Source organism: Paenibacillus sp. SSG-1 (genome assembly GCF_002224835.1).
Lineage (GTDB): Bacteria > Bacillota > Bacilli > Paenibacillales > Paenibacillaceae > Paenibacillus_AQ > Paenibacillus_AQ favisporus.
In genome coordinates this window covers 6,048,066-6,070,382 of the sequence record NZ_MBRK01000001.1, presented here as the reverse complement: position 1 = coordinate 6,070,382, position 22,317 = coordinate 6,048,066, and the positions used below count along the sequence as shown (strand labels likewise).

The 22,317-nt window shown below is 55.3% G+C and carries 17 protein-coding genes; 12 read left to right on the top strand and 5 right to left on the bottom strand.

Annotated features, from left to right (window positions below):
- The first annotated feature begins 68 nt into the window (after positions 1-68).
- Positions 69-1,367 (top strand): alpha-glucosidase/alpha-galactosidase, encoded by a 1,299-nt coding sequence (gene melA, locus BCV73_RS27670; RefSeq protein ID WP_076173052.1) that lies wholly within the window; start codon positions 69-71, stop codon positions 1,365-1,367.
- Positions 1,368-1,511: 144 nt separating this feature from the next.
- Here the strand turns inward: melA and BCV73_RS35195 are convergent, their stop codons facing one another.
- The gene (locus tag BCV73_RS35195) at positions 1,512-1,679 is read right to left on the bottom strand and encodes a hypothetical protein (protein WP_163880096.1); all 168 of its coding nucleotides are present in this window, start codon (positions 1,677-1,679) and stop codon (positions 1,512-1,514) included.
- A 282-nt stretch (positions 1,680-1,961) separates the two neighbouring features.
- On the opposite strand from BCV73_RS35195, the gene BCV73_RS27665 reads away from it, so the two are divergent.
- From BCV73_RS27665 to BCV73_RS27645, 5 genes are all read left to right on the top strand, one after another.
- On the top strand, positions 1,962-2,351 hold the full coding sequence (locus BCV73_RS27665; RefSeq protein WP_089549302.1) for an RsiV family protein: 390 nt from the start codon (positions 1,962-1,964) through the stop codon (positions 2,349-2,351).
- Positions 2,352-2,526: 175 nt separating this feature from the next.
- A complete protein-coding gene (locus BCV73_RS27660; protein WP_481855806.1) occupies positions 2,527-4,485 on the top strand; it encodes an acyltransferase family protein in 1,959 nt (652 codons plus the stop codon).
- A 119-nt stretch (positions 4,486-4,604) separates the two neighbouring features.
- A complete protein-coding gene (locus BCV73_RS27655; RefSeq protein WP_089549301.1) occupies positions 4,605-5,111 on the top strand; it encodes an RNA polymerase sigma factor in 507 nt (168 codons plus the stop codon).
- A gap of 1 nt (position 5,112) precedes the next feature.
- The gene (gene rsiV / locus BCV73_RS27650) at positions 5,113-6,000 is read left to right on the top strand and encodes an anti-sigma-V factor RsiV (protein ID WP_089549300.1); all 888 of its coding nucleotides are present in this window, start codon (positions 5,113-5,115) and stop codon (positions 5,998-6,000) included.
- A 457-nt stretch (positions 6,001-6,457) separates the two neighbouring features.
- Complete coding sequence (locus BCV73_RS27645; protein WP_256993023.1) at positions 6,458-10,303, top strand: discoidin domain-containing protein; 3,846 nt, start codon at positions 6,458-6,460, stop codon at positions 10,301-10,303.
- A 235-nt stretch (positions 10,304-10,538) separates the two neighbouring features.
- On the opposite strand, the gene BCV73_RS27640 is transcribed toward BCV73_RS27645, so the two are convergent.
- Positions 10,539-11,780, bottom strand: coding sequence for an MFS transporter (locus BCV73_RS27640; protein WP_089549299.1), 1,242 nt, complete (start codon positions 11,778-11,780; stop codon positions 10,539-10,541).
- Between the two features lie 122 nt (positions 11,781-11,902).
- Here BCV73_RS27640 and BCV73_RS27635 point away from each other — a divergent pair, with 122 nt between their 5' ends.
- From BCV73_RS27635 to BCV73_RS27615, 5 genes are all read left to right on the top strand, one after another.
- On the top strand, positions 11,903-12,706 hold the full coding sequence (locus BCV73_RS27635) for an AraC family transcriptional regulator (protein ID WP_218828201.1): 804 nt from the start codon (positions 11,903-11,905) through the stop codon (positions 12,704-12,706).
- Between the two features lie 168 nt (positions 12,707-12,874).
- The gene (locus BCV73_RS27630) at positions 12,875-13,657 is read left to right on the top strand and encodes a TrmB family transcriptional regulator (RefSeq protein WP_089549297.1); all 783 of its coding nucleotides are present in this window, start codon (positions 12,875-12,877) and stop codon (positions 13,655-13,657) included.
- A 92-nt stretch (positions 13,658-13,749) separates the two neighbouring features.
- Positions 13,750-14,550 (top strand): inositol monophosphatase family protein, encoded by an 801-nt coding sequence (locus BCV73_RS27625; protein WP_089549296.1) that lies wholly within the window; start codon positions 13,750-13,752, stop codon positions 14,548-14,550.
- 93 nt (positions 14,551-14,643) lie between these two features.
- Positions 14,644-15,552, top strand: coding sequence for a phosphotransferase family protein (locus BCV73_RS27620; protein WP_089549295.1), 909 nt, complete (start codon positions 14,644-14,646; stop codon positions 15,550-15,552).
- 202 nt (positions 15,553-15,754) lie between these two features.
- The gene (locus tag BCV73_RS27615; protein ID WP_076173043.1) at positions 15,755-16,984 is read left to right on the top strand and encodes a family 8 glycosyl hydrolase; all 1,230 of its coding nucleotides are present in this window, start codon (positions 15,755-15,757) and stop codon (positions 16,982-16,984) included.
- A 109-nt stretch (positions 16,985-17,093) separates the two neighbouring features.
- Here the strand turns inward: BCV73_RS27615 and BCV73_RS27610 are convergent, their stop codons facing one another.
- A complete protein-coding gene (locus BCV73_RS27610) occupies positions 17,094-17,486 on the bottom strand; it encodes a MerR family transcriptional regulator (protein ID WP_089549294.1) in 393 nt (130 codons plus the stop codon).
- Positions 17,487-17,583: 97 nt separating this feature from the next.
- Between BCV73_RS27610 and BCV73_RS27605 the strand changes: the two genes are divergently transcribed.
- Positions 17,584-18,585 (top strand): NADP-dependent oxidoreductase, encoded by a 1,002-nt coding sequence (locus tag BCV73_RS27605; protein WP_218828200.1) that lies wholly within the window; start codon positions 17,584-17,586, stop codon positions 18,583-18,585.
- 150 nt (positions 18,586-18,735) lie between these two features.
- Here the strand turns inward: BCV73_RS27605 and BCV73_RS27600 are convergent, their stop codons facing one another.
- Both BCV73_RS27600 and BCV73_RS27595 read right to left on the bottom strand, forming a co-directional pair.
- Entirely contained in the window at positions 18,736-20,541 is a 1,806-nt protein-coding gene (locus tag BCV73_RS27600) for an ABC transporter ATP-binding protein (RefSeq protein ID WP_089549293.1), read from the bottom strand.
- Positions 20,538-22,283 carry an ABC transporter ATP-binding protein gene (locus tag BCV73_RS27595; RefSeq protein ID WP_089549292.1) on the bottom strand — a complete coding sequence of 582 codons (1,746 nt, stop codon included), beginning with the start codon at positions 22,281-22,283 and terminating at the stop codon, positions 20,538-20,540. Before BCV73_RS27595 ends, BCV73_RS27600 begins: the two co-directional genes overlap by 4 nt.
- Between the last annotated feature and the right edge of the window lie 34 nt (positions 22,284-22,317).

Sequence of the window (22,317 nt, the reverse complement as noted above, 5' to 3'; positions counted from 1 at the left end):
GGCCTATATATTTAGGTCATGCGACGGGCTTGAAGAAAGCCAACATTTACGGGAGGGATTGAATCAATATGGCCAAAATTACGTTTATCGGTGCAGGCAGTACGGTATTTGTAAAAAACGTGCTTGGAGACGTCATGTCAACTCCGGCGCTGCAGGGGTTTGAGCTGGCCCTTTTCGATATCGACATGGAGCGGCTGAACGATTCGGAACGGCTCCTGAACAGCATCAAGGAGACGCTGGGCAGCACATGCCAGATCAAGGCGTACACGGACCGTAAAGAGGCGCTGCGCGGCGCCAAATATGTCATTAACGCGATCCAGGTAGGCGGGTACGACCCTTGTACGATCACCGATTTTGAGGTGCCGAAGAAATACGGCCTGCGCCAAACGATTGCCGATTCCCTGGGCATCGGCGGGATTTTCCGCAACCTGCGCACGATTCCGGTCATGCTGGACTTTGCGAAGGATATTCAGGAAGTCTGTCCGGACGCTTGGTTCCTCAATTACACGAATCCGATGGCGGTGCTGACCAACGTCATGAACACCGTGGGCGGTGTGAAAACGGTCGGTCTGTGCCACAGCGTGCAGCACTGCGTATCCGACCTGTTCAGAACACTCGAAATGGATCCGACCGGCGTAGAATCCAAAATCGCGGGCATCAACCATATGGCCTGGCTGCTCGAGGTCAAGAAGGACGGGGTGGACCTGTACCCCGAAATCAAGCGCCGTGCCGCTGAGAAGCAGAAGGAAAAGCATCATGACATGGTGCGCTTCGAACTGATGCTGCGTTTTGGCTACTATGTTACGGAATCGTCCGAGCATAATGCCGAATACCATCCGTATTTCATCAAACGCAATTATCCCGAACTCATTGAAAGATACAACATTCCGCTCGACGAATACCTGCGCCGCTGCGTTAACCAGATCAACGGGTGGAAGGAAATGCGCGAGAAGCTGTTTGCGAGCGAAAGCATCGGGCACAGCCGTTCCAAGGAGTATGCATCCTACATCATGGAAGCGATGGAGACGAACCAGCCGTTCAAAATTGGCGGCAACGTCATGAACACCGGCCTGATCACGAACCTGCCGAAGGAAGCCTGCGTCGAAGTGCCGTGCCTGGTGGATGCCTCCGGCGTGACTCCGACGTACGTGGGCGATCTGCCGCCGCAGCTGGCCGCGCTGAACCGCACGAACATCAATACGCAGCTGCTCACCGTCGAAGCGGCCGTCACCGGGAAAAAAGAGCACATCTACCATGCGGCCATGCTCGATCCGCATACGTCCGCGGAGCTGTCCATCGACGATATCGTGGCGCTGTGCGATGATCTCATCGAGGCGCACGGCAGCTGGCTGCCTGAATTCAAATAAAGGCATCGCTGTGATGTAAAAAATGAACGGGCTTACCTCTCTCTGCTGCTTCATGGCAGAGACGGGGTAAGCCCGTTTTTGCATTCCTTCCGGTAGTCCGGATGGCCGTCAGGCCCGGCGTTTCCCACCAATTCGTTCCGTACATCAAAACAGCCATACTAGCAGGATGATCACGGCCACAATGGCTAGACCTATCAGCAGGTTGACTAGGTTCCAGAGAAATCCGCGGCCGGCACCTTGATTTACCTTTTCATCGTGGCGCTTCTTGTGAACGTCGGGGTCATACTGTCCGGGAGGGTTGCGAAAATCCATAGCCATTCTCCTTTCGGTTGGAGATGATCCGGCCCTTGTTAGTGCCTGGCTCAGGCGACGGGAAGGGATATCCGGCATTTTTTCAATCGGTTGTTATTTATTATAACGTTTCCGGATACCGTTTTGTTGGAAGATTTTCTAACTCCTGGGTTATTTGGTTGTGCACGGTGTCCTATACTTTATGCTGCACAAACTTTTTGCCTCCCTTTCTGCGTCTAGCTGGTGTCTCGGCAAAGACACTTTAAGAGAGAAGAGGTTGAAAGATATGAAAAAGAAGAACATTTGGCACCGGATGGCGTTTCCTACTATTTGAAGTCGGATGGAACCGGCAGCCCGGCTGGGATGATCTCGCTTGAGGTCATTACTGAGGGCAGTACGGGCGGGACGAACATGCCCCGAATCGATACGTACAACGTGTCAAATTCGGCTGCAGCCTCGCGCGTAACGCTGTCCGGCCTCCTTGGGGAAGGTTACAAGGACCGGCTTGACGCGGACATTCTCGCCCATATGAAGAAAGAACCGGAGAATTACTTTCTGAAGGATTACAAAGGGACTCTTCAAGAGCAAACATTCTATATCGAGAATGGTGAGCTGGTGATTGTGTTTCCGAAATACAGCATCGCACCGGGTTACGTCGGTTCGCCGGAATTCCGTTTCAACCTGAAAGGGTAATCCGTTCATGAAGCAATAAAATAATGTATAACCAGAGTTTAAAAGGCATCCCGGAAGCATCCGGAGGTGCCTTTTTTGGCTTATTTGTATCTCCAATAAGTGGAAACAACTTTATCCGCCCGTTACAACGTCTTGCCTATACATCAAAGAAAACGAGGTTAGGGTGAATTTTCAAATGAACGACAACATCAGGCTGCGCAGAAGTATAAATTCACGGGGAACGGCTGGTGAAATGCCGGAAGCAGAGAAACGGTATATGCCCGGACTCGACGGGCTCAGGGCCGTATCCGTCCTTGCTGTGTTGGCGTATCACCTGAATGCGAAATGGGCGCAGGGAGGGCTGATCGGCGTTGGCATCTTTTTCGTCATCTCCGGTTATCTCATTACGGACCAGATCATTCAGGAGTGGAAAAGGGAGGGAAGGCTGAATCTGCTCCGCTTCTGGACACGCAGAGCCCGCAGATTGCTGCCTGCCATGCTGGCCATGCTATTGTTCGTTGCCCTATGGCTGTTACGGATTGAGCCCGGCAGACTGCAGGCTCTGCGGGGAGCTTTTCTATCATCACTATTTTATGTGAATAATTGGTGGCTCATCTATCATAAAGTATCCTACTTCGAAAGTTTTGGGCCGCCTTCGCCAATCGGGCATTTGTGGTCGCTGTCCATTGAAGAACAGTTCTACTTGATTTGGCCGCTGCTGCTGGTTATCGGTTTGAAAGTTTTTCCCCGACGCGGCAAATTGGCGCTTATCATTTTCGGGCTGGCTGCCATCTCTGCGCTCAGCATGGCGATCATCTATGTGCCGGGCACGGACCCAAGCCGGGTCTATTATGGCACGGATACCCGGGCTTTCGCGCTCTTGGTCGGAGCTGCTTTGGCTGTCGTATGGCCAAGCGGGAAGCTGAAGGGTCAGGTATCGTCACGATCTCGCGGCCTGCTGGATTTGATTGGAGTTGTGGGGCTTACCGTTCTTCTCATTCTCATCTGCCGGACAAATGAATATGATGACTTCCTTTACCGGGGAGGGTTCCTGGTCATATCGCTCCTGTCCGCGGTTGTCATCGCCGTGCTTGCCCATCCTGCCGGCCGGATTGGCCAGTGGATGGGCTGCAAGGGTCTGCGCTGGATCGGGGTCCGGTCTTACAGTCTGTATATTTGGCATTATCCAGTTATTATCCTGACAAACCCGAGTGTCCAGACGGAAGGGACAAGCCTGCCGCGCATCCTGCTCCAGCTGTCCGCCAGCTTTCTATTAGCGGCATGCTCCTATCAATATATCGAAGAGCCATTACGTAGAGGAGGATTCAGCGTGAAAAGAAATCGATCGTTTTTCGCCGGAAAGGGAGCTATTCGCCCCATCTTGCTAAGTGTCCTTATTCCCGTGATTCTGATAACGGCCGCCTGCAGTCACTACATATGGAACAAGCCTGAGCCGGCTGTGAAGGTCGTCGAAGCCGGGGGAACAATGGCCCAGCCGGTGGAGCATACATATGAGTCCGATGAAGAAGAGACGGATGAGAACAAGAATCAAAAGGCCGACAACGAGCCGATCTCGCCGAATAACTCGGCGGATAAGCCGATTCCGGCCCCTGGGGCCAAAGAACAAAACGGGCAGCTGGCTGCAGCCTCAACCAAGACCACTGATCCGCTGGTGCCTTCCGGCAAAGGCGTTAGCGCCATCGGCGATTCCGTCATGCTGGACGCTGCGCCTTTCCTGGAAAAGATGCTTCCCGGTATCGTCGTGGACGGCAAGGTCGGCCGGCAAATGCGCCAGGCAGGGGAAACGGTCGACCGGTTGAAAGCCCAGGGGCGGCTCGGCGACCGGATTATCATCGAGCTCGGCACCAACGGTCCTTTTAACAAAAGGCAATTAAGATCCCTGCTGAAGTCACTGGGCGCGGACAAGCGGATCCTGTTGGTGAATACACGTATTCCGCGCCAGTGGCAGGATACCGTAAACAGGGACATAGCAGAAGTTGCCAATGAATTCGGCAATGCCGCAGTAGTAGACTGGTATTCGGCCAGCGAAGGCAAAGAGGGCTTCTTTTCCCGGGATGGCGTGCATTTGAACCGCAGCGGAGCGGAATTCTACGCTTTCCTGCTTGTAAAGGCCCTTACGGCATACAACGAATAATTTATGAATGCTGCCGCCAAAACTTTTTGCTTCCCTTCGCTCGTCTTGTTTCTGTGAAGCGATCAGAAGCAAAGCTGTCCGGGTCAGCCGGTGATTAAACATAAGAAGGGTAATACGACATGCTGAAAAGGAAAAAGGAAAAAGTGCTGACGCAGTGCATTAAAGAGCATCAGGCGAATGTGTACAGGCTCGCGTTCAGTTACGTGAAAAATAAGGAGGATGCGCTGGATATCGTGCAGGACTCCATTTATAAAGCGATGACGCACATCGAAGGGTTAAAGGATCCCGACGCCGTCAAAAGCTGGTTCTACCGCATTGTGGTCCACACCGCACTGGACTTTCTACGCAGGAACAAAAGGGTTCAGGCGATGGACCATGAAATGATCGAGGTACATGCCCCAGGTGTGGAGGATGAGTATACGAATTTCGATTTGATGAGAGTGCTCGAGGAGCTGCCCGAGAAATACCGGATCGTGGTCGTGCTGAGATATTTGGAGGATATGAAAATCGATGAAGTAGCCGCGGTTCTGGGGGAAAATGTGAATACGATCAAAACGAGGCTGTACCAAGCGCTTCGGATCATGCGAATGAAGACAGGTGTTGAACCTTTAAAGGAGATTAAATGAGATGAACAACCATATGGAACGGCTGCGGACAGAGTATCAGAATACACCGGTTCCGGAAGAGCTGGATCGGATCGTGGATCAGGCGATAGCCAAATCTTTGCACAGCAGCAGACGCAAACGCGTTAAATATACATGGGCTGCCGGAGCTTGCGCGGTGGTGCTCCTTTTTCTGGCGACCATCAATGCCAGTCCGGCGGTGGCCAATGCGTTATCGGCCATCCCTGGCGTAGACCGGATCATCAAAGTGCTGACATGGAAGGAATATGCTGTCGATGAACCCGGGGGTTATCATGCCAACATCAAGGTACCGGCCGTCACCAATCTGGACAATCAGCCGCTGGAACAGGGGTTGAATAAAAAGTATTTGAAAGAAAACAAAGCGCTCTACGACAAGTTTATGGCGGAGATAGAAGCGTTGAAGCAAGGCGGCGGCCACCTGGGCTTAGATGCCGGCTACAAGATCAAGACGGACAATAATGACATCCTGTCTATCGAACGTTATGTCGACGAAAGCAGAGGCTCGACGTCCGAGAAATTGGAGCTGGACACGATTGATAAAAAGAACGAAATTCTCATTACGCTGCCAATGCTGTTTAAAGACGATCGATACATTCAGTTGATCAGCGACAACATCAAGGAGCAAATGAAACAGCAGATGAAGACGGATGCGGACAAATTCTATTGGGTATCGGGGTCTGCGGAGGTTTTGCCGACCGACGAATTCCGGGCAATCCAAAAGGACCACAGCTTCTATATCAACAACGACGGCAAGCTCGTCATCGTGTTCAACAAATATGAAGTAGCGCCGGGATATATGGGCTCTCCCGAGTTCATCATTCCGACCGAGGTGATTTCAGACGCTTTGGTAAGCCGCAAGTATATCAAGTAATGCGAAGACCGGTAAAGGGACGCCTTTTACCGGTCTTTATGTTTCCCGTACGGTTGAATTCACTAAAATCATAGGAACAGACACAAAAAGCTTACAAACACGCATCGTCATACGTAAGATTTTTCCAGTATAGTGAATGCGTAACTTGACATCTCCTTCCCAGAAACACAAATCCGGCACCAAGGCCCGGCCACAGACCCAACCATTTGTAGCGGTGGACTCTGCAAGCAAATCAAAACCCCTTCGCATTCCAACAATTCGTCCCAGCCTGTCTGCCCATACCATCCCATCCCGAGAAGGGCGTCTGAACAAACGCCAATATTCGTTCACGCTGCTAAGGAGGTGAGCTCCAGAAATTACCGGGTTCCCAGAAAAATGAAAGCGGTTTATTTTTAAAGACGGGGCAGTTCCTGTCGCAGGTAGTCCAGGTCCAAGTATCCCATTCAGGAGGATGATTATGACGGCTCACCATTTTCAGGCTTTACGGAAAACGGCGGCTCTGTATGCGCTGATCTTTGTGTTTCTCATTTCGCAGTTTTTTTATGCCCCGTCTTGGAGCTATGCAGAACCCGCGGGGGCTGTACCTGCCTCCGAGAACCAACAGCCGGGCGGTAATGACACTTCGGATCCGGCCGGCGGTAAAGGCCAGGCTGATTCTCCGGGTGAGGCTGCAGGCTCCGCAGACGCGGGCAATCCGGCCGATGGAGCTGCGGATACGCCGGCTGGAAGCTCCGCCGGCGGGCTGAAGTCCCCAGAGCCTGCAGCCGAGGCAGGGGGCGTTGCTGCGGCCGCCGAGCCGGGCAATTTGGCGGCGGGCAAGAGCATGAGTGCGAGCTCTTCTACCCAGACCTACGCGCCGGCGAATGCGGGCGACTCCAATCAGGCTACATACTGGGAGAGCAATAATAACGCTTTTCCGCAGTGGCTTCAGGTTGACCTTGGCGGGTCCTACAATGTTAACAAAGTGGTCCTGAAGCTTCCGGTCAGCGGCTGGGAGAAGAGAACCCAAACGTTGTCGGTCCAGGGCAGCGCGGACGGGGCAAACTTTACGAATTTGGCCGCCTCGCAGAGCTACACCTTCGATCCGGCCGGCAACAATACGGTGACGGTCAGCTTTACCGCGGCTGCTGCCAGATATGTCAGGCTGGCCTTTACGGCGAACACGGGCTGGCCTGCTGGGCAGATTTCCGAGTTTGAGGTGTACGGCGCCGCCGCTGGTGGCGACACGCAGGCCCCGTCTGCCCCGGGAAACCTGGCCTTTACCGAGCCGGCTTCCGGACAGATCAAGCTGACGTGGACCGCTTCCACGGACAATGTGGGCGTAAGCGGATATGATATCTATGCGAATAACGCCTTGCGTGCGAGCGTTGCCGGCAGTGCTCAGACGTATACCGACAACCAGCCGGCATCGGCTACCGTCTCCTATTACGTCAAAGCCAAGGATGCGGCGGGCAACGTATCCGCCGCCAGCAACACCGTGACCCGAACCGGCATGGGCGGGGGCACGGGCACGAATCTGGCGCTGAACAAGCCGATCACCGCTTCCTCGAACGAATACATTTACGTGCCGGCCAATGCCAATGACGGCAGCCTGACCACCTATTGGGAAGGAGCTGCCAATGCGTACCCGAATACGCTGACGCTCAGCCTGGGCGCGAATGCGAATATTTCGTCCATCGTGCTGAAGCTGAATCCGGACAGCGCTTGGGGACCACGCACCCAAACGCTTCAGGTGTTGGGCCATGACCAGAATTCGACCAGCTTCACGAATTTGGTCTCCTCTGCGCAGTACAGCTTCAGCCCGGCGTCCGGCAACACCGTGACGATTCCGGTGACGGCTACCGCCAGCGATATCCAGCTGAAATTCACCGCCAACTCGGGTTCGACCGGCGGCCAAGTGGCGGAGCTGCAGGTCATCGGAACGCCCGCTCCGAATCCGGACCTGACGATCACGGGCATGTCCTGGACGCCGGCATCTCCGGTAGAGACCGATGCGGTCACGCTGACGTCCACGGTCAAAAACGTGGGGACGGTTTCTTCCGGAGCAACGACGGTGAACTTTTACCTCGGCACGACCAAAGTCGGTTCCGCACCGGTGGGCGCTTTGGCGGGAGGAGCTTCCACGAACGTAACCCTGTCCATTGGCGCCAAAGACGCGGGAAGCTACCAATTGACCTCCAAGGTGGATGAAGATAAGTCGGTCATTGAGCAAAACGAAGACAATAACGCCTTCACCAACCCGTCGCCGCTGGTGATTGCACCGGTATCGAGCTCCGATCTGGTAGCTTCTTCGGTGACCTGGACGCCGGGCAACCCTTCGGCCGGCAACACGGTGAACTTTACGGTGACGGTCAAAAACCAAGGAACGGCCGCTTCGGCGGGAGGCGCCCATAATATCAAGCTGACGTTAACCGATGCGACGACCGGCGCGGTGATCAAATCCTTGACGGGCTCGGTTAGCGGCGTCATCGCCAGCGGGGCTTCAGCTGCACCGGTCAGCTTAGGCAGCTGGACAGCGGCGAACGGAAAGTATAACGTCAAGACGGAAATCGCCGTTGACGGCAACGAACTGCCGGTGAAGCAGGGCAACAACGTCACAACGCAGTCCTTCTTTGTCGGCCGCGGCGCGAACATGCCGTACGACATGTATGAGGCCGAAGACGGCGTTATTGGAGGTGGCGCGGCGATCGTCGGTCCGAACCGGAACATCGGCGACCTCGCCGGCGAGGCTTCGGGACGTAAAGCCGTGACGTTAAACAGCACGGGCAGCTACGTTGAGTTCACGACCAAAGCCAATACGAATACGCTGGTGACCCGGTTCTCCATTCCGGATGCACCCGGGGGCGGTGGTATCGATGCGACGCTGAACGTGTACGTCAACGGCACTTTCACCAAGACGATCAATCTGACGTCGCGCTACGCCTGGCTTTACGGAGACGAAGCGAACCCGAGCAACAGCCCGGGAGCCGGTGCGCCAAGGCATATTTATGACGAGGCCAATATCATGTTCGACAGCACCATCCCGAAAGGCAGCACAATCCGGCTCCAGAAGGATGCGGCCAATACGACGAACTATGCGATCGATTTCGTCAGCCTGGAGCAGGTTGCGCCGATTCCGAATCCGGATCCGGCCAAATACGCGGTGCCGGCCGGCTTCACGCATCAGGACGTGCAGAATGCGCTGGATAAAGTGCGAATGGATACGACAGGCAATCTGGTCGGAGTATACCTGCCGCCGGGAACGTATCAGACCTCGAACAAATTCCAGGTCTACGGCAAGCCGATTAAAATCGTCGGCGCCGGCCCATGGTATACACGCTTCGTGGCTCCGGCGAACCAATCCAACACAGATGTCGGATTTACGGCCAACTCCACGGCCAATGGCTCCACGTTCGCGAACTTTGCCTACTTCGGCAACTATACCTCACGTATCGACGGTCCGGGCAAGGTGTTCGACTTCTCGAACGTGGCGAACATGACGATCGACAACATCTGGACGGAGCATCAGGTGTGCATGTATTGGGGAGCCAACACCGATTATATGACGATTACCAATTCGCGCATCCGCAACACGTTTGCCGACGGCATCAACATGACCAACGGCAGCACGAACAATCTGGTGCGCAACGTCGAAGCGCGGGCTACCGGCGACGACAGCTTCGCGCTGTTCTCGGCGATCGACGCGGGCGGGGCGGACGAAAAGGACAACGTCTATGAAAACCTGACTTCGCTCTTGACCTGGCGTGCAGCTGGCCTCGCCGTCTACGGCGGATACGGCAACACTTTCCGCAACATTTACATTGCCGATACGCTGTGCTACTCGGGCGTGACGATCAGCTCGCTGGACTTCGGCTACCCAATGAACGGCTTCGGCGCATCACCGACAACCAATTTCGAGAATATATCGATCGTCCGGGCCGGCGGGCACTTCTGGGGCCAGCAGACCTTCCCGGCGATGTGGCTGTTCTCGGCATCGAAAGTGTTCCAGGGCATTCGGGTAAGCGACTTGGACATTGTGGACCCGACTTATCACGGCATTATGTTCCAGACCAACTATTTTAACGGACAGCCGCAAAATCCAATCAAGGACACCATTTTCACGAACGTTACGATTTCCGGCGCACAGAAGAGCGGTGACGCATTTGACGCCAAGTCGGGCTTTGGGATCTGGGCCAACGAAATGCCTGAATCCAATCAGGGGCCGGCGGTCGGATCGGTGACCTTCAACAATCTGAAAATTGTGAATACGGCCACGCCGATCAAAAACAATACGTCGACCTTTACCATCAACGTGAATCCTTGATATCAACGCTATATCAGTTGAAAAGTTGAAATTGAAACATTTTACTCCTTGCTTGCATCGGTATTCTCTAGTTCAAGGTATATAGCCAGTATAAAGGACGTACAGCCCCATCCCGTTTCTTTGGGAATGGGGCCGTACGTCCTTTGCTGATTTTGTTAAGTAATAAAGAGCATGTCAGTATCAGTGACTTTGCTTCCTTATATCGCAAGAACTTCCGCTAAGTGCGTATATCACCTCAAGCCGAAGCTGAGCTGCTGCCGGCCTTACCGGCTGCGCCCATGATCACCGAGTCTTTAGGCAGAAGCAGCGCGAACAGGCCAAGCAGCGGGAGAAAAGCGCATACCTGTGTCATCAGCGCTACCCCGTGTGAGTCCATCAGCCAGCCCATGATGACCGAACCCAAGCCGCCCATGCCGAAGGCCAGTCCGAAGAACAGCCCGGCAACGGTTCCCACGTGTCCCGGCAGCATCTCCTGTGCATACACGATAATGACCGAGAAGCCCGACATCAGAATCAGGCCAATGGCCGCGCAGAGGATCACCGACCCGATCGGCCCGGCATAGGGCAGCAGGAGGGAGAACGGGGACGTGCCAAGGATGGAGAACCAGATAATTTTTTGACGCCCGAACCGGTCCGCCAGCGGACCGCCCAGGAACGTACCGGCCATGCCGGCGAACTGCAGGGCAAAAATACTCAGCTGCGCGCTGGTCAGCGGAAGGTGGTATTGATCCATGTAATAGAAGGCGTAATAACCGGTCATGCTGGCGAGATATACGAACTTGGAAAACAGCATGAGGATCAAGATCGCGAGCACATACACAATAAACCGCTTGCTGAACCGGCTAGGCTCCTGGTGATGGGTACGGTTTGCGGTCCGGGCGGGACGGGTCTGCCGGCTGTACCAGCGGCTGACGCCGAGCTGCAGCGCGATGCCGAGTCCGGCCAGCACGATAAACCATAGAAAACCGAGCTGTCCCTGCGGGCTGATGATGAACGCGGCCATCAGCGGAGCAAACGCCTGGCCGGTGTTGCCCCCGACCTGGAATACGGACTGCGCCAGTCCTTTCCGCCGGTTCATGGCCAGGTGGGCGACCCGGGAGGACTCGGGATGGAGCACCGAGGAACCGATCCCGATCAGGGCCGCTGATAGCAGCAGGTACCAAAACGATGGTGCCAGGGCTAAACCTGCCATACCGAGCAGGGTGAACAACATGCCAAGCGGAAGGAGCAGCGGCAGCGGGCGGCGGTCAGTATAGTACCCGATGGCCGGCTGCAGAATGGAAGCCGTAATATTGAGCGTGAAGGCAACCCAGCCGATCTCGGTATAGCTCAAGTGCATCTGCTGCTGAAAGAGCGGAAACACTGCGGGAACGACCGATTGCATCGCATCATTCAGCAGGTGGGCGCAGCTGACGCCGAGCAGAACGGCCAAAGCCGTATTTTTCGCCGTATCCACGGTCATTTCAGATTGTGACATTTCTCCACATCCTCTTTTTTTCTACCCATCATAGCGGATCGAACACGCATCTGTCGCAGCGAAAATTGCCTTTTGGACAGAGCACGATATGCTATACTGAAGCGGGGTGAGGGTACATGAGAATGCAGATCGTAATGCCGCAGCTGGAGGTTCACCGCTTCTCCAGCCCGTTCGAAAATACACCGCATGCACACGACGATCAATTCCAAATCACGATTCCGCTTCAAGGGACCTGCCATTTTACGCATGAGTATAAACAGCTGGCGCTCCCTCCCGGCGAAGGAATTGTGCTGCAGCCTAGCGACCGGCATTCCTTCTACATCGGCGACGGAACGGGCGTGGTGGTGATCCGGATCCGGCCCGAAAGCCTGTACCCGGGTGATTCTTCGGTTTACAGTGAGCCCCGGCACAGAAAGCAGTTTGACGTGAGCCGGGTATCGAGGGTGTTTCGGCAATGGACAGCGGACATGATGGCTCTCGACATGGCTGATCCGCTCGTGGAGGAGGAGCTGGAAGCCCGGATGATCTGCGATCTGCGGGAGCTGATTTGGGAGGGGACCGTTCCGGCCAGCCCCAAGATGGCCCATGCTGCCGCCGACCGGCATCTGGCACAGGTGCTCGAATATGTGCATGCGCATTTCACGGAACAGTTGAGCGTCAGCAGCCTCGCAGCGATGGCGATGCAGAGCCGGTACCATTTTATCCGGTCGTTCAAGTCCCTGACGGGCGTGCCTCCGTATCAGTATGTGCTGCAGCTCCGGGTGAGGGAAGCGATGGAACAGCTGAAGACGTCCGCGGACACTGTCACCGTTATCAGTTTCAACCTTGGGTTCTCGAGCACGAGCCAATTTTTCCGGGCCTTTGCCAAGATGACCGGCATGACGCCGGAGCAGTACCGGAAATCGGAAGGACGCCGCTTGATCTAAAAAACTTAAATTGGAGCTGTGAAATCGAACCGTATCCGAGAGGGATGCGGTTTTTTGAGCTTATCATCGAGACGGATTCTCCGTAATATATCGATACACGCTTGACAAGATATCTAAGTAGTATTATAAAATAACACTACAGTACTTTAGCGAAAGGAGGAGCTAAAAATGATCGAACAACTGCGAAGCCTCGGTCTTTCGGATCTGGAAGCGCGCATCTACCTCGTGCTGCACGAAGAGCCCCATTTGTCCGGTTATGAAGTGGCGAAAAGGGTATCGGTATCACGGACGAACGTCTATGCGGCGCTGCGGGTGCTGACCGACAAGGGCTTCTGCCGCTCCATCGAAGCGGATCCGGTGCTGTACGATGCCGTCCCGATCGGGCAGCTCATCCGCATGCTCAAGTCGCAGTTTGAGCAGACGGCGAAGGCGCTTGTGGAAGAGCTGGATGCGCCGCCGAAGGCGGCACCTGCCTTTTACACATGGAAAGGGGAACAAGCGCTGCAGACCGCCATCCGCCGGCTGATTGCCAATGCGGACAGAAGCGTCGTCGTCGACATCTGGTCGGAGGATGTCCACTGGGTGGAGGAAGCACTGATGGAAGCCCAGCAGCGCGGGATTAACGTCATTCTGATCACGATCGGCGAGGCGGGCACCGGGCTTTCGAACGTCATCGTGCATCAGCGGAGCGAGGAGTGGGCGCAGGTGATCTCGCGCAAATTTTCCGTTCTGTGCGACGGCAGGGCAGCCCTGATCGGCAGCTTCGGCAAATCACTGAAGCTGTCCGCGCTGGAGACAGACCACCCGTCGGTGATCGAGCTGCTGAACAATGCGTTCTTCCACGATGTCATCGCCGACCGGATTGAGCAGGACTTCGGCCGGGAGCTGGAAGAGAAATACGGACGTCACTACGAGCGGATAATCGATCCATATCGCGGGATGCTGGAATAGGAGGCGTCCCCCTTTTTTTTGGAGACTCATTAGTAGTATTCAAGAATACCATTATGGAAGCGATTCTCATATCAAAAGGAGATGGATGAAAGATGAAAACGAATCTGAATGTTGAAGAAATTCGCACTGTTCTTGAAGGGACCGGCGGACAGCTGCTGGTCAAATACGGCCAGGGGCCCGCTCCGGCGGACCGGGAGGCGATAATCGCCCGGTTTGTGGAGGCGAACTCGTGGGCCGAGAAGAACATCCGAAGCATACTCGAATCCCGTTACCCGGATATTCCATGGTCGGAGGCCGAATTGGATGCAGATCAGCAACGTGAGCCGGAGTTTGGCGGGACTTATTGGGTGCTTGATCCGGTGGATGGCGCGGTGCATCTGCATCAGGGTTTTGCCTTCTGGTCGACCTCGCTGTGCCTGATCGAGGAGGGGCAGCCGGTTTTTGCGGCAGTGTATGATGCGAACCGGCGTGAATTTTTTCATGCGATGCGGGGAAAGGGCGCCTTTCTGAACGGGGAACGGATGGCCGTGGCGCAGAAAACCAAACTTGCCGACGCCCTGCTGGTCACCACCCCGCCGAACAAGGTGGAGAAGGAGCCCGAGAACGTGCGGCTGACCGCCTGGAGTACCGGGAAGCTCCTCCCGGAGACGACTGCAATCCGTATGCTCGGTTCGGTTGCGCTCCAGATGGCTTATGTGGCCTGCGGGCGGATGGATGCTTATTGGGAGCACGGGCAGGAAGTTTACGACTGGATGGCCGGGGCTCTTCTGATTGAGGAGGCAGGCGGAATCGCAACTGATATGGACGGCAAGCCGTTTGGATGGGGTGCCTCCGGCGTTATTGCGGGGAGCCGGGAACTATGCAGGGGCATTACCGGGGTGCTGGGCTATTAATGCGCTGAGGCTATGCATACCTTTTTAGTACTTGAAGCGGGGGAACATGGCTGGTAGACTGCTTGTAATCTGGTAATTAAAGGAGGAAGCCTCATGACTATTGATCTTCTTGGTGCAGTCCGGTTTATAAACAGCCGTTTTGGCAGCCGGGCCAAGGATATTGCTCCGGTGGGTGCCGGAGACTGGTCAACGGCTTACGGATTCACGCTGGACGGCCAGGAAATGGTGATCCGTTTCGGCGCTCATGTGGAAGATTTTCAAAAAGATCAGGTCATGGGTTCACTCGCCCCGCCAATGGTACCCGTTCCTGAGGTTACCTTGATCGGAGAGACATCCGAAGGTTTTTATGCCGTATCGAGGCGGGTCCGTGGCGGACATCTGGATGAGCTTGATGCTGGGGAAATGCGGCTGATCCTTCTGGGGCTGATTGATGCGCTCTTGGGACTTCAACAGGTAGATACAGGAAGTATAAGCCATGGTGGAGAGTGGCGTCTTGGGGGCCGTCGCGCAAGCTGGAGTGAGGAGCTGCTGTCCGTGGCCGGACCGAGGGACCGGCTTCCCGGCTGGCGGGAGCGGCTGGATTTATTCCCCGCGGAGTCCAAAATTTTTGATAGCGGTGTCTCGGCTTTACGGCGGCTCGCCCCCCATCTTCCCGAGTATAGAGGTATCGCTCACTGCGACCTTTTGAACCGGAATGTATTGGTGGACCGCGGCGGGTTGACCGGCATCATCGATTGGGGAAATGCCATTTACGGCGATCCCTTGTATGACATGGCCTGGCTTTTATACTGGTGGCCTTGGTATCCGCAGTGGCAGGAGATCGATCTGCAGCAGGTTCTGAATGATGTTTGGGAGCGGCAGGGAGGCTTTCCTTCGCAGATGGAGGAGCGGCTCCGCTGCTGTTTGCTCCACATTGGCTTAGACCATATCGCCTACTGCGCTTTTAGGCAGCGGACGGAGGATATGCGGCGTAATGCCGTGCAGCTGTTGGATTACATATAAAAATATATTTTACAAATAATTGGAAATCAGGTAGACTAATAGAGAAACTAATATTAAAGCGCTTTAACTTTCGGAGGGGGTGGGACTGCGTTAATCCTGTGATCTGCTGCCCGCGCCGATGGCGTCCCTGGCGGTTACAGCTGAGATGAACCGAGGCATAACCTGTTTCCTAATCTATGAAATTAAAGGAGCGTAATGGGTGATGAAAAGAAATAAGAGATTTTCATTAAGCGGCAAAGCCGTTCTGATTTGTTGTCTCGCTTTTCTGATGGTTCCCGCCGGATTTGCGCTGGCGGCGCCGAACAAGCCTTTCCCTCAGCATACGACTTACACCAGCGGCTCGATCAAGCCGAGTCATGTAACCCAGACCACGATGGACGATGCAGTCAAATCCAAATGGGACAGCTGGAAATCAGCCTACCTGAAGCCGGCCGGGACCGGCAAATATTATGTGAAGTACGATTCAAGCGGCGCGACGGTGTCAGAAGCGCATGGCTACGGCATGCTGCTGACCGTGCTGATGGCCGGATACGACAGCAGCGCGCAGACCTATTTTAACGGACTGTATAAATACTACACCGAGCATCCCAGCGACAATAATCCGTACTTGATGGCATGGAAACAGAACAGCAGCTTTCAGAATGTTGAAGGAGCCGATTCCGCCACTGACGGCGATATGGACATCGCTTATTCGCTCCTGTTGGCGGACAAGCAGTGGGGCAGCAGCGGCACAGTGAACTACTTGCAGGCAGCCAAAAATATCATCAATGCCATTATGCAAAACGACGTGAACCAGACGCAATGGACCCTCCGGCTTGGCGATTGGGCTACCGACGGCTCCTACGCTACGGCGACCCGTCCTTCAGACTTCATGCTGAACCATCTGAAGGCGTTCCAGCAGGCGACCGGTGATACCCGGTGGACCAAGGTCATTGATAAAACCTACTCCATTATCAATTCGATTTATACAAATTACAGTGCATCGACGGGATTGCTGCCCGACTTTGTCGTCTACTCGGGAGGCGCGTACAAGCCGGCGCCGGCCGACTTCCTGGAAGATACGACCGACGGCTCCTACGCCTATAATTCCTGCCGTACGCCTTGGCGGATTACGACCGATTACCTGATGACCGGCGACAACCGGGCGCTGAATCAGCTGAACCAGATGAACAGCTGGATCAAAGGCAAGGTGAACAGCAACCCGGGCGCCGTCAAGGACGGATACAAGTTGAACGGAAGCGTCATCGGTTCGTATAACAGCGGCGCCTTTTTCGCCCCGTTCGGCGTCAGCGCCATGACTTCCTCGTCGAACCAAACCTGGCTGAACTCTGTGTGGACATATACGGCCGGAAGCTCAAGCGAAGGATACTATGAAGACAGCATCAAGCTGTTCTCGCTCCTTGTGATGTCCGGCAACTGGTGGGCGTATTGATTGTTGGTGTATTCAAATTTTGTAGTGGTAAAATAATCGCAACCAACTCCCTGTGCCGCCCATTCGAGGCACACCGGTACGACAAAATGGACTTTTCTAGATTTTGTCGTCAAACATGGTTTCCGTTCTTAAGTTGTTTCATCAATGAAATTTTGGCTTCCAACATGTCATTAAGAGTTCTGTGAATCTGCTCAAATTCGATCTGTTTCTGCTCGATCTCACGTATCTTTTCACGAAAGAGGTCAATGAGTTCCATTCCTTTTGATATCGTAAGCTTATCCACAGTATATTCTTGAAAGAGTTCTGTCATTTCGTCTAGAGAAAAGCCAACGCTCTGCAGCCTCTTAATGATCTTCAAATGTTCGACTGTCTCCTCTGAATAGTCACGATAGTTATTTTTCCCCCTAAGAACATAACGACTGTCTAACAAACCTACCTTCTCATAAAATCGAATGGTAGGGGCTGTCAAGCCTGTTTTTATTGCTAACTCATGGATTTTCAATGTAAATCCCCTCTAAATGATTTGCCTTCAAGTTAACTTCATAGTTTATGATTCCATTGTAACACAGACTACCAAGACAAAATGGAGGGAAATCGAAATGAGGAGTTTTGATTCGTCGAGTAGTGATGTGAACAATTCAACATCAACCCCTGCAACAATGCGCGCGGTCCGTTTACATCAATACGGTGAACCGGCAGAAGTACTGCGCTTGGAACAGGCTGCGATCCCTAGCCCCGGTCTCGGGTGTATCCGTGTGAAAGTGCACGCTTGCGGGCTAAATCCAGCCGACTGGGGAATATGCAAAGGTCTGTTTCCCGGTGATCTGCCTCGCGGCATTGGTCTGGATGTGTCTGGGATTGTGGATGCGGTCGGTGAGGGTGTCAATGATGTCGCGATCGGCGACGCCGTCCTAGGCATCGCCGACTACGCCGGTGCCTTGAGCGGCGGAGCGGCTGAACAAGCAATTCTGGACCATTGGGCACGTATCCCGGAAGGACTCGACTTCGTGCGGGCTGCGGCACTGCCGCTCGCAGTCGCAACATCCTATCGACACATTGAAGTGCTGGGGGTGAAGTCGGATCATACCCTCCTTGTGCACGGAGCCGGAACCATGCTAGGCATTGCCGCCGTCCAAATCGCCCTGATGCGAGGTGCCCGAGTGATCGCTACCGCCGGCGATAGCTACGCCGATCAGCTCCGCGCGATGGGAGCGGAGGTGACCTCGTACGGCGACGGAATGGTTGAGCGCGTAGCCGAGTTGGCCGGACAGCCGGTGGATATGGTTCTGGATACAGCACCGCCGAGTGGAGCACTGCCTGCTCTTATCCAAATCGTCGAAGGTGATCCTCGTCGTGTCTTAACCATTAGCGACTTCACCGCAGCCGCCGAGCTCGGTGTCCGCACCACCTTCACAGAGCTCTCCATGGATGAGGCTCAGAACTACGATGTTCTCGGCGAGTTCGCCCAGTACACAGCGGACGGCAAGTTCACTGTCCCTGTTGCTCGGACTTTCGCGCTCGACGAATGGCGCACAGCACTCGACATCAGCCTGAGTGGGCGCGCCCGCGGCAAGCTGGTCCTGCTGCCTACCGGTAACTAATGTAGTTCGAAATCTGAAATGGAAAATTATTCAATCCACCACAAATCGGAATAGTCTTCTTGGGGAAGCCTGTCTATGGGAAAATAACATGAACAGCCCCGGCCGCAATTGGGCCGGGGCTGTTTGGCTATCCCCAAGTGATGAAGTGGTTCAGACCTTCACCGTCTCGTTTTTGCTGTCAGTTTGCTCACCCGACTCCGATGAATCCGTCGGTTCGCCCTGCCACAGCAGCTGCATTTCCGTGCTGGACTCCAGCAGTTCGGCAAGGCTGCCTTCCGCTTCGATGCGGCCGTCCTTCATCACGATGATATGATCGGCCTGCGCCAGCGCTGCCCGGCGGTGGGACACAGCGATGCAGGTGACGTCGCGCTCCTCAAAGAGACCCTCCCACAACTTCTTCTCCGTTTCGACGTCGAGCGCGCTCGACAGATCATCGAAGATAAACAGGTCCGACTCGGTCATCATCATGCGTGCTGTGGCGGCGCGCTGGATCTGGCCGCCGGACAGCATGACGCCTCTCGGGCCGACGAAGGTATCGAGACCTTTCTCCAGGTCCTCGATATCTTTCTCCATGACGGCCAGCCGGATTGCCCGGGCGAGCGCGTCCGCCTCGGGCGGGCTGCCCTGGACGATGTTCTCCTGCAGCGTGTCGCTGAAGAGCCGCGGAACCTGCGGCGTATAAGCGGACCGCGGCGGAACCAAGAACGCCGCCGGATCGATGTCGCGGCCGTTCCAGCGCACATCACCGCCCGATTTGGGCAGCAGGCCGAGCAGTGTGCGGACGAGGGTCGATTTGCCGGAACCGATCCGTCCGGTGATTACGACGAACTGGCCTCTTGTCACCGCAAAGTTCACATCAGTAATTCCGTTCTCCGAGCCCGGATAGGTGTAGGAAAGGTTCCGGATTTCCAGCGTTTGCAGCCGGTCGTCGGAGCTGCGCTCGACCAACGGCAGCTCTGGCGGCTCGCCGTAAAGGTACGTTTCGCTGAAATCCATGATCCGCTCCTGCTCCCCTGGCCGGAAGAGAACACTCATACGGTCGAGGGACACCTTAAGTCTTTTATGTTGAAAAACCATATATCCGAACAGGGAAATACTGAACGCAATATTGGTCATGTATGAGGTAAACAGGGCGAAATCGCCGACGGTAAACTGTCCGGCCTTCATCGCCGAGGCGCACATGAGCAGGATAATGCCGGTACAAATGCTGAGCACATGCTGATTGAGCGAGCGCATCCACTGCTTGAACAGGTTATCCTTCAGCGCCGCCTGCCGCCGCGATTCATTCAGTTCCACAAAGCGGCGGTGGACATGCTCCTCGGCCTGACCCAGCTTCAGCGCCTGCACCGCGCCGAAAGACTCGGCAATGAAGCTGGTGATGCGCCCGGTGGCTTCGCGGTTCTGCTGGCCGTAGCGTCTCGCCCGGTTGCCGGACAGATTGTTCAGCAGCGTCACCGCAACCAGCGGCAGAATCGCGACCAGAGTGATCTGCCAGTTGATGCGGGCCATGATGACCAGGGAGATGATCGCAAACGCAAACCGTCCCCAGAAGTCGACCCAGGACTCCACGTATTCGACCACTTCATCCACGTCTTCGCGGAACCGGCTCACGGCTTCGCCCGGTGAAGCGGGGAGGTTGCGTCCGGGCCAGCGCATGATGCCTTTCAGCATATTCGTGCGGAGAATCGCCTGGATGTCGTAAATATAGGTGACCCATTTAAAAAAGGCCCAGAAGAAGACGCCGGTCCGGGATATGCGGACGATAGCGATAAAAATGAGCGGGGCGACGAGCCACAAATAGTTATGTGACTGGCCGGTCGCCCTGTCGAAGAACCACTGCATGCCAAGGCCCAGCAGCAGCGGCATGGAATGGAACAGCCCCCACAAGAGGCCGTTCACAATAAACAGCGAGATGTTATACGTAAATAGGCGCTGGATAAACCGGGTTACGGTCATGCCAAGTCCTCCTCTCGTCCGGTAATCAGCAGCTGGGCGTAGTGTGAGGTTGGTTCTTTCGCCAATACCTCCCGTTCCCCGAATTCAAGAATCCGGCCGTCGCCCAGCACCATAATGTGGTCGACCTGCTCCAGCGTGGAGAGCCGGTGTGCGATCACGATGCCCGTACAGTTCTGCATGAGCTGATCCACGGCAGACTGCAGCATCGCTTCGGTAGCGGCATCCAGCCGGGACGACGGCTCATCCAGAATCACCAGGCTCGGCTGGGTCAGAAAGACCCGTGTCAGGGCGAAAAGCTGCGCTTCCCCGGCGGACAGCGAGGCGCCGCCGGCCTTCAGGTGCGTATCCAGACCTTCCGGCTGCGAGTCGATCCATTGCTTGAGTCCGAGCCTTTCGGTCGTGCCCAGAATATAGTCGTCCGATATGCTGCCGTCAAACAGCGTCAAATTGTCCCGGAGCGTGCCGTCAAACAGCTGCACGTCCTGCGTGACCATGCCGACCCGGCGGTACAGCGCTTCGAGCTTCAGGTCGCGGATGTCTACGCCCCCTACCCGGACGGTGCCGCTGTTGATATTGTACAGGCGCAGCAGGACCCGGCTGAGGCTCGACTTACCGCTTCCGGTACGTCCGATGATGCCCAGACGCTTGCCGGGCCGGACGGTGAACGTAATATCGTGGAGTACCGGCTTATCCGGGTTATAGCTGAAATGGACATGGTCGAATTCCAGACCAAGCGCTCCGTCAGGCAGCGCCGTTTGTGACCCTTCCATGATCTCGGTGCGGCTCGCCAGCAGCTCCTGGGAGCGCAGCATGCCGGATTTGGCCTTTTGGAATTCCTGAACCTGATCCCCGAGCTGCTCGATCGGATCGTTCAGCATTTGGGTGTATTGATAGATCAGGAATAGCGTGCCGAGCGATATTTGGTCGGTCAGAAAATAATGAACACCGAGCATCAGCACCGCCGTCACGGCGATGGCGAACAGCACGACCGTTGTATTCCAGGGAATGACGCGCAGCATCCAGGCTTTGCGACCTTTGAGGAACACATTTCGCATAGAGCGGTAGAAGCGGTTCATGACGTACGGCACGTTGCCGTTCGCCTGAACGTCCTCAATGCCGGCGATCCGTTCCTCGATCAGGCCGAACAGGGCCGCGCTGGCACCGCGTTCATCTTTGGAGGAAGTGACGCCCAGATTGCGGATGAACACCATGGCCCCAATAGATGCCAAAGTGAACAGGGTCATGACCGAGGCAATCGGCCAATTGATCGTAAACATATAGCCGAGAATGCCGGCAAGAAGCACGAAGCTGCCAATGACTTTAATGATAAACATGGCGAAAAAGTTCGACATGTTGGTGACGTCCCCGTCGATCCGCTCAATCATTTCGCCCGGCGTTTTCAAGTTGTGAAACCGCATGTCGAGCCGCAGGCAGTGCTTCAGCAGGTCGCCGCGCAGCTGGTTGGTGGCGCGCCAGGACACGTCGTTGCCGAGATAGCTGATCGCCACGGTCAGGACCTGGTTCAGCACGGCAAAAACCAGGTAAATCCCTGCCAGCACGAATAGGCTCGAGACGATGCCGTTCGCGGCGGCCGTGTCGATAAAGCGCTGCACGATCTGCGGATTAACCAGCTGCGCCCCGGTCGAGGCGAGCAGCAGAATAAGCAGCAGGAGCAGCCGCCCCCGGACCGGCTTCAAATACTTCAGCAGCCAGGACATCGACGGCTTTGCGGATTGTTGCATGGTAAAACCCCCCAATTCCAAACGAAACCTTATG

Coding starts and splice junctions, on each gene's coding strand:
- melA (WP_076173052.1), top strand. CDS start 69: ATGGCCAAAATTACGTTTATCGGTGCAGGCAGTACGGTATTTGTAAAA.
- BCV73_RS35195 (WP_163880096.1), bottom strand. CDS start 1,679: ATGGATTTTCGCAACCCTCCCGGACAGTATGACCCCGACGTTCACAAG.
- BCV73_RS27660 (WP_481855806.1), top strand. CDS start 2,527: ATGAACGACAACATCAGGCTGCGCAGAAGTATAAATTCACGGGGAACG.
- BCV73_RS27655 (WP_089549301.1), top strand. CDS start 4,605: ATGCTGAAAAGGAAAAAGGAAAAAGTGCTGACGCAGTGCATTAAAGAG.
- rsiV (WP_089549300.1), top strand. CDS start 5,113: ATGAACAACCATATGGAACGGCTGCGGACAGAGTATCAGAATACACCG.
- BCV73_RS27645 (WP_256993023.1), top strand. CDS start 6,458: ATGACGGCTCACCATTTTCAGGCTTTACGGAAAACGGCGGCTCTGTAT.
- BCV73_RS27640 (WP_089549299.1), bottom strand. CDS start 11,780: ATGTCACAATCTGAAATGACCGTGGATACGGCGAAAAATACGGCTTTG.
- BCV73_RS27635 (WP_218828201.1), top strand. CDS start 11,903: ATGCAGATCGTAATGCCGCAGCTGGAGGTTCACCGCTTCTCCAGCCCG.
- BCV73_RS27630 (WP_089549297.1), top strand. CDS start 12,875: ATGATCGAACAACTGCGAAGCCTCGGTCTTTCGGATCTGGAAGCGCGC.
- BCV73_RS27625 (WP_089549296.1), top strand. CDS start 13,750: ATGAAAACGAATCTGAATGTTGAAGAAATTCGCACTGTTCTTGAAGGG.
- BCV73_RS27620 (WP_089549295.1), top strand. CDS start 14,644: ATGACTATTGATCTTCTTGGTGCAGTCCGGTTTATAAACAGCCGTTTT.
- BCV73_RS27615 (WP_076173043.1), top strand. CDS start 15,755: ATGAAAAGAAATAAGAGATTTTCATTAAGCGGCAAAGCCGTTCTGATT.
- BCV73_RS27605 (WP_218828200.1), top strand. CDS start 17,584: ATGAGGAGTTTTGATTCGTCGAGTAGTGATGTGAACAATTCAACATCA.
- BCV73_RS27600 (WP_089549293.1), bottom strand. CDS start 20,541: ATGACCGTAACCCGGTTTATCCAGCGCCTATTTACGTATAACATCTCG.
- BCV73_RS27595 (WP_089549292.1), bottom strand. CDS start 22,283: ATGCAACAATCCGCAAAGCCGTCGATGTCCTGGCTGCTGAAGTATTTG.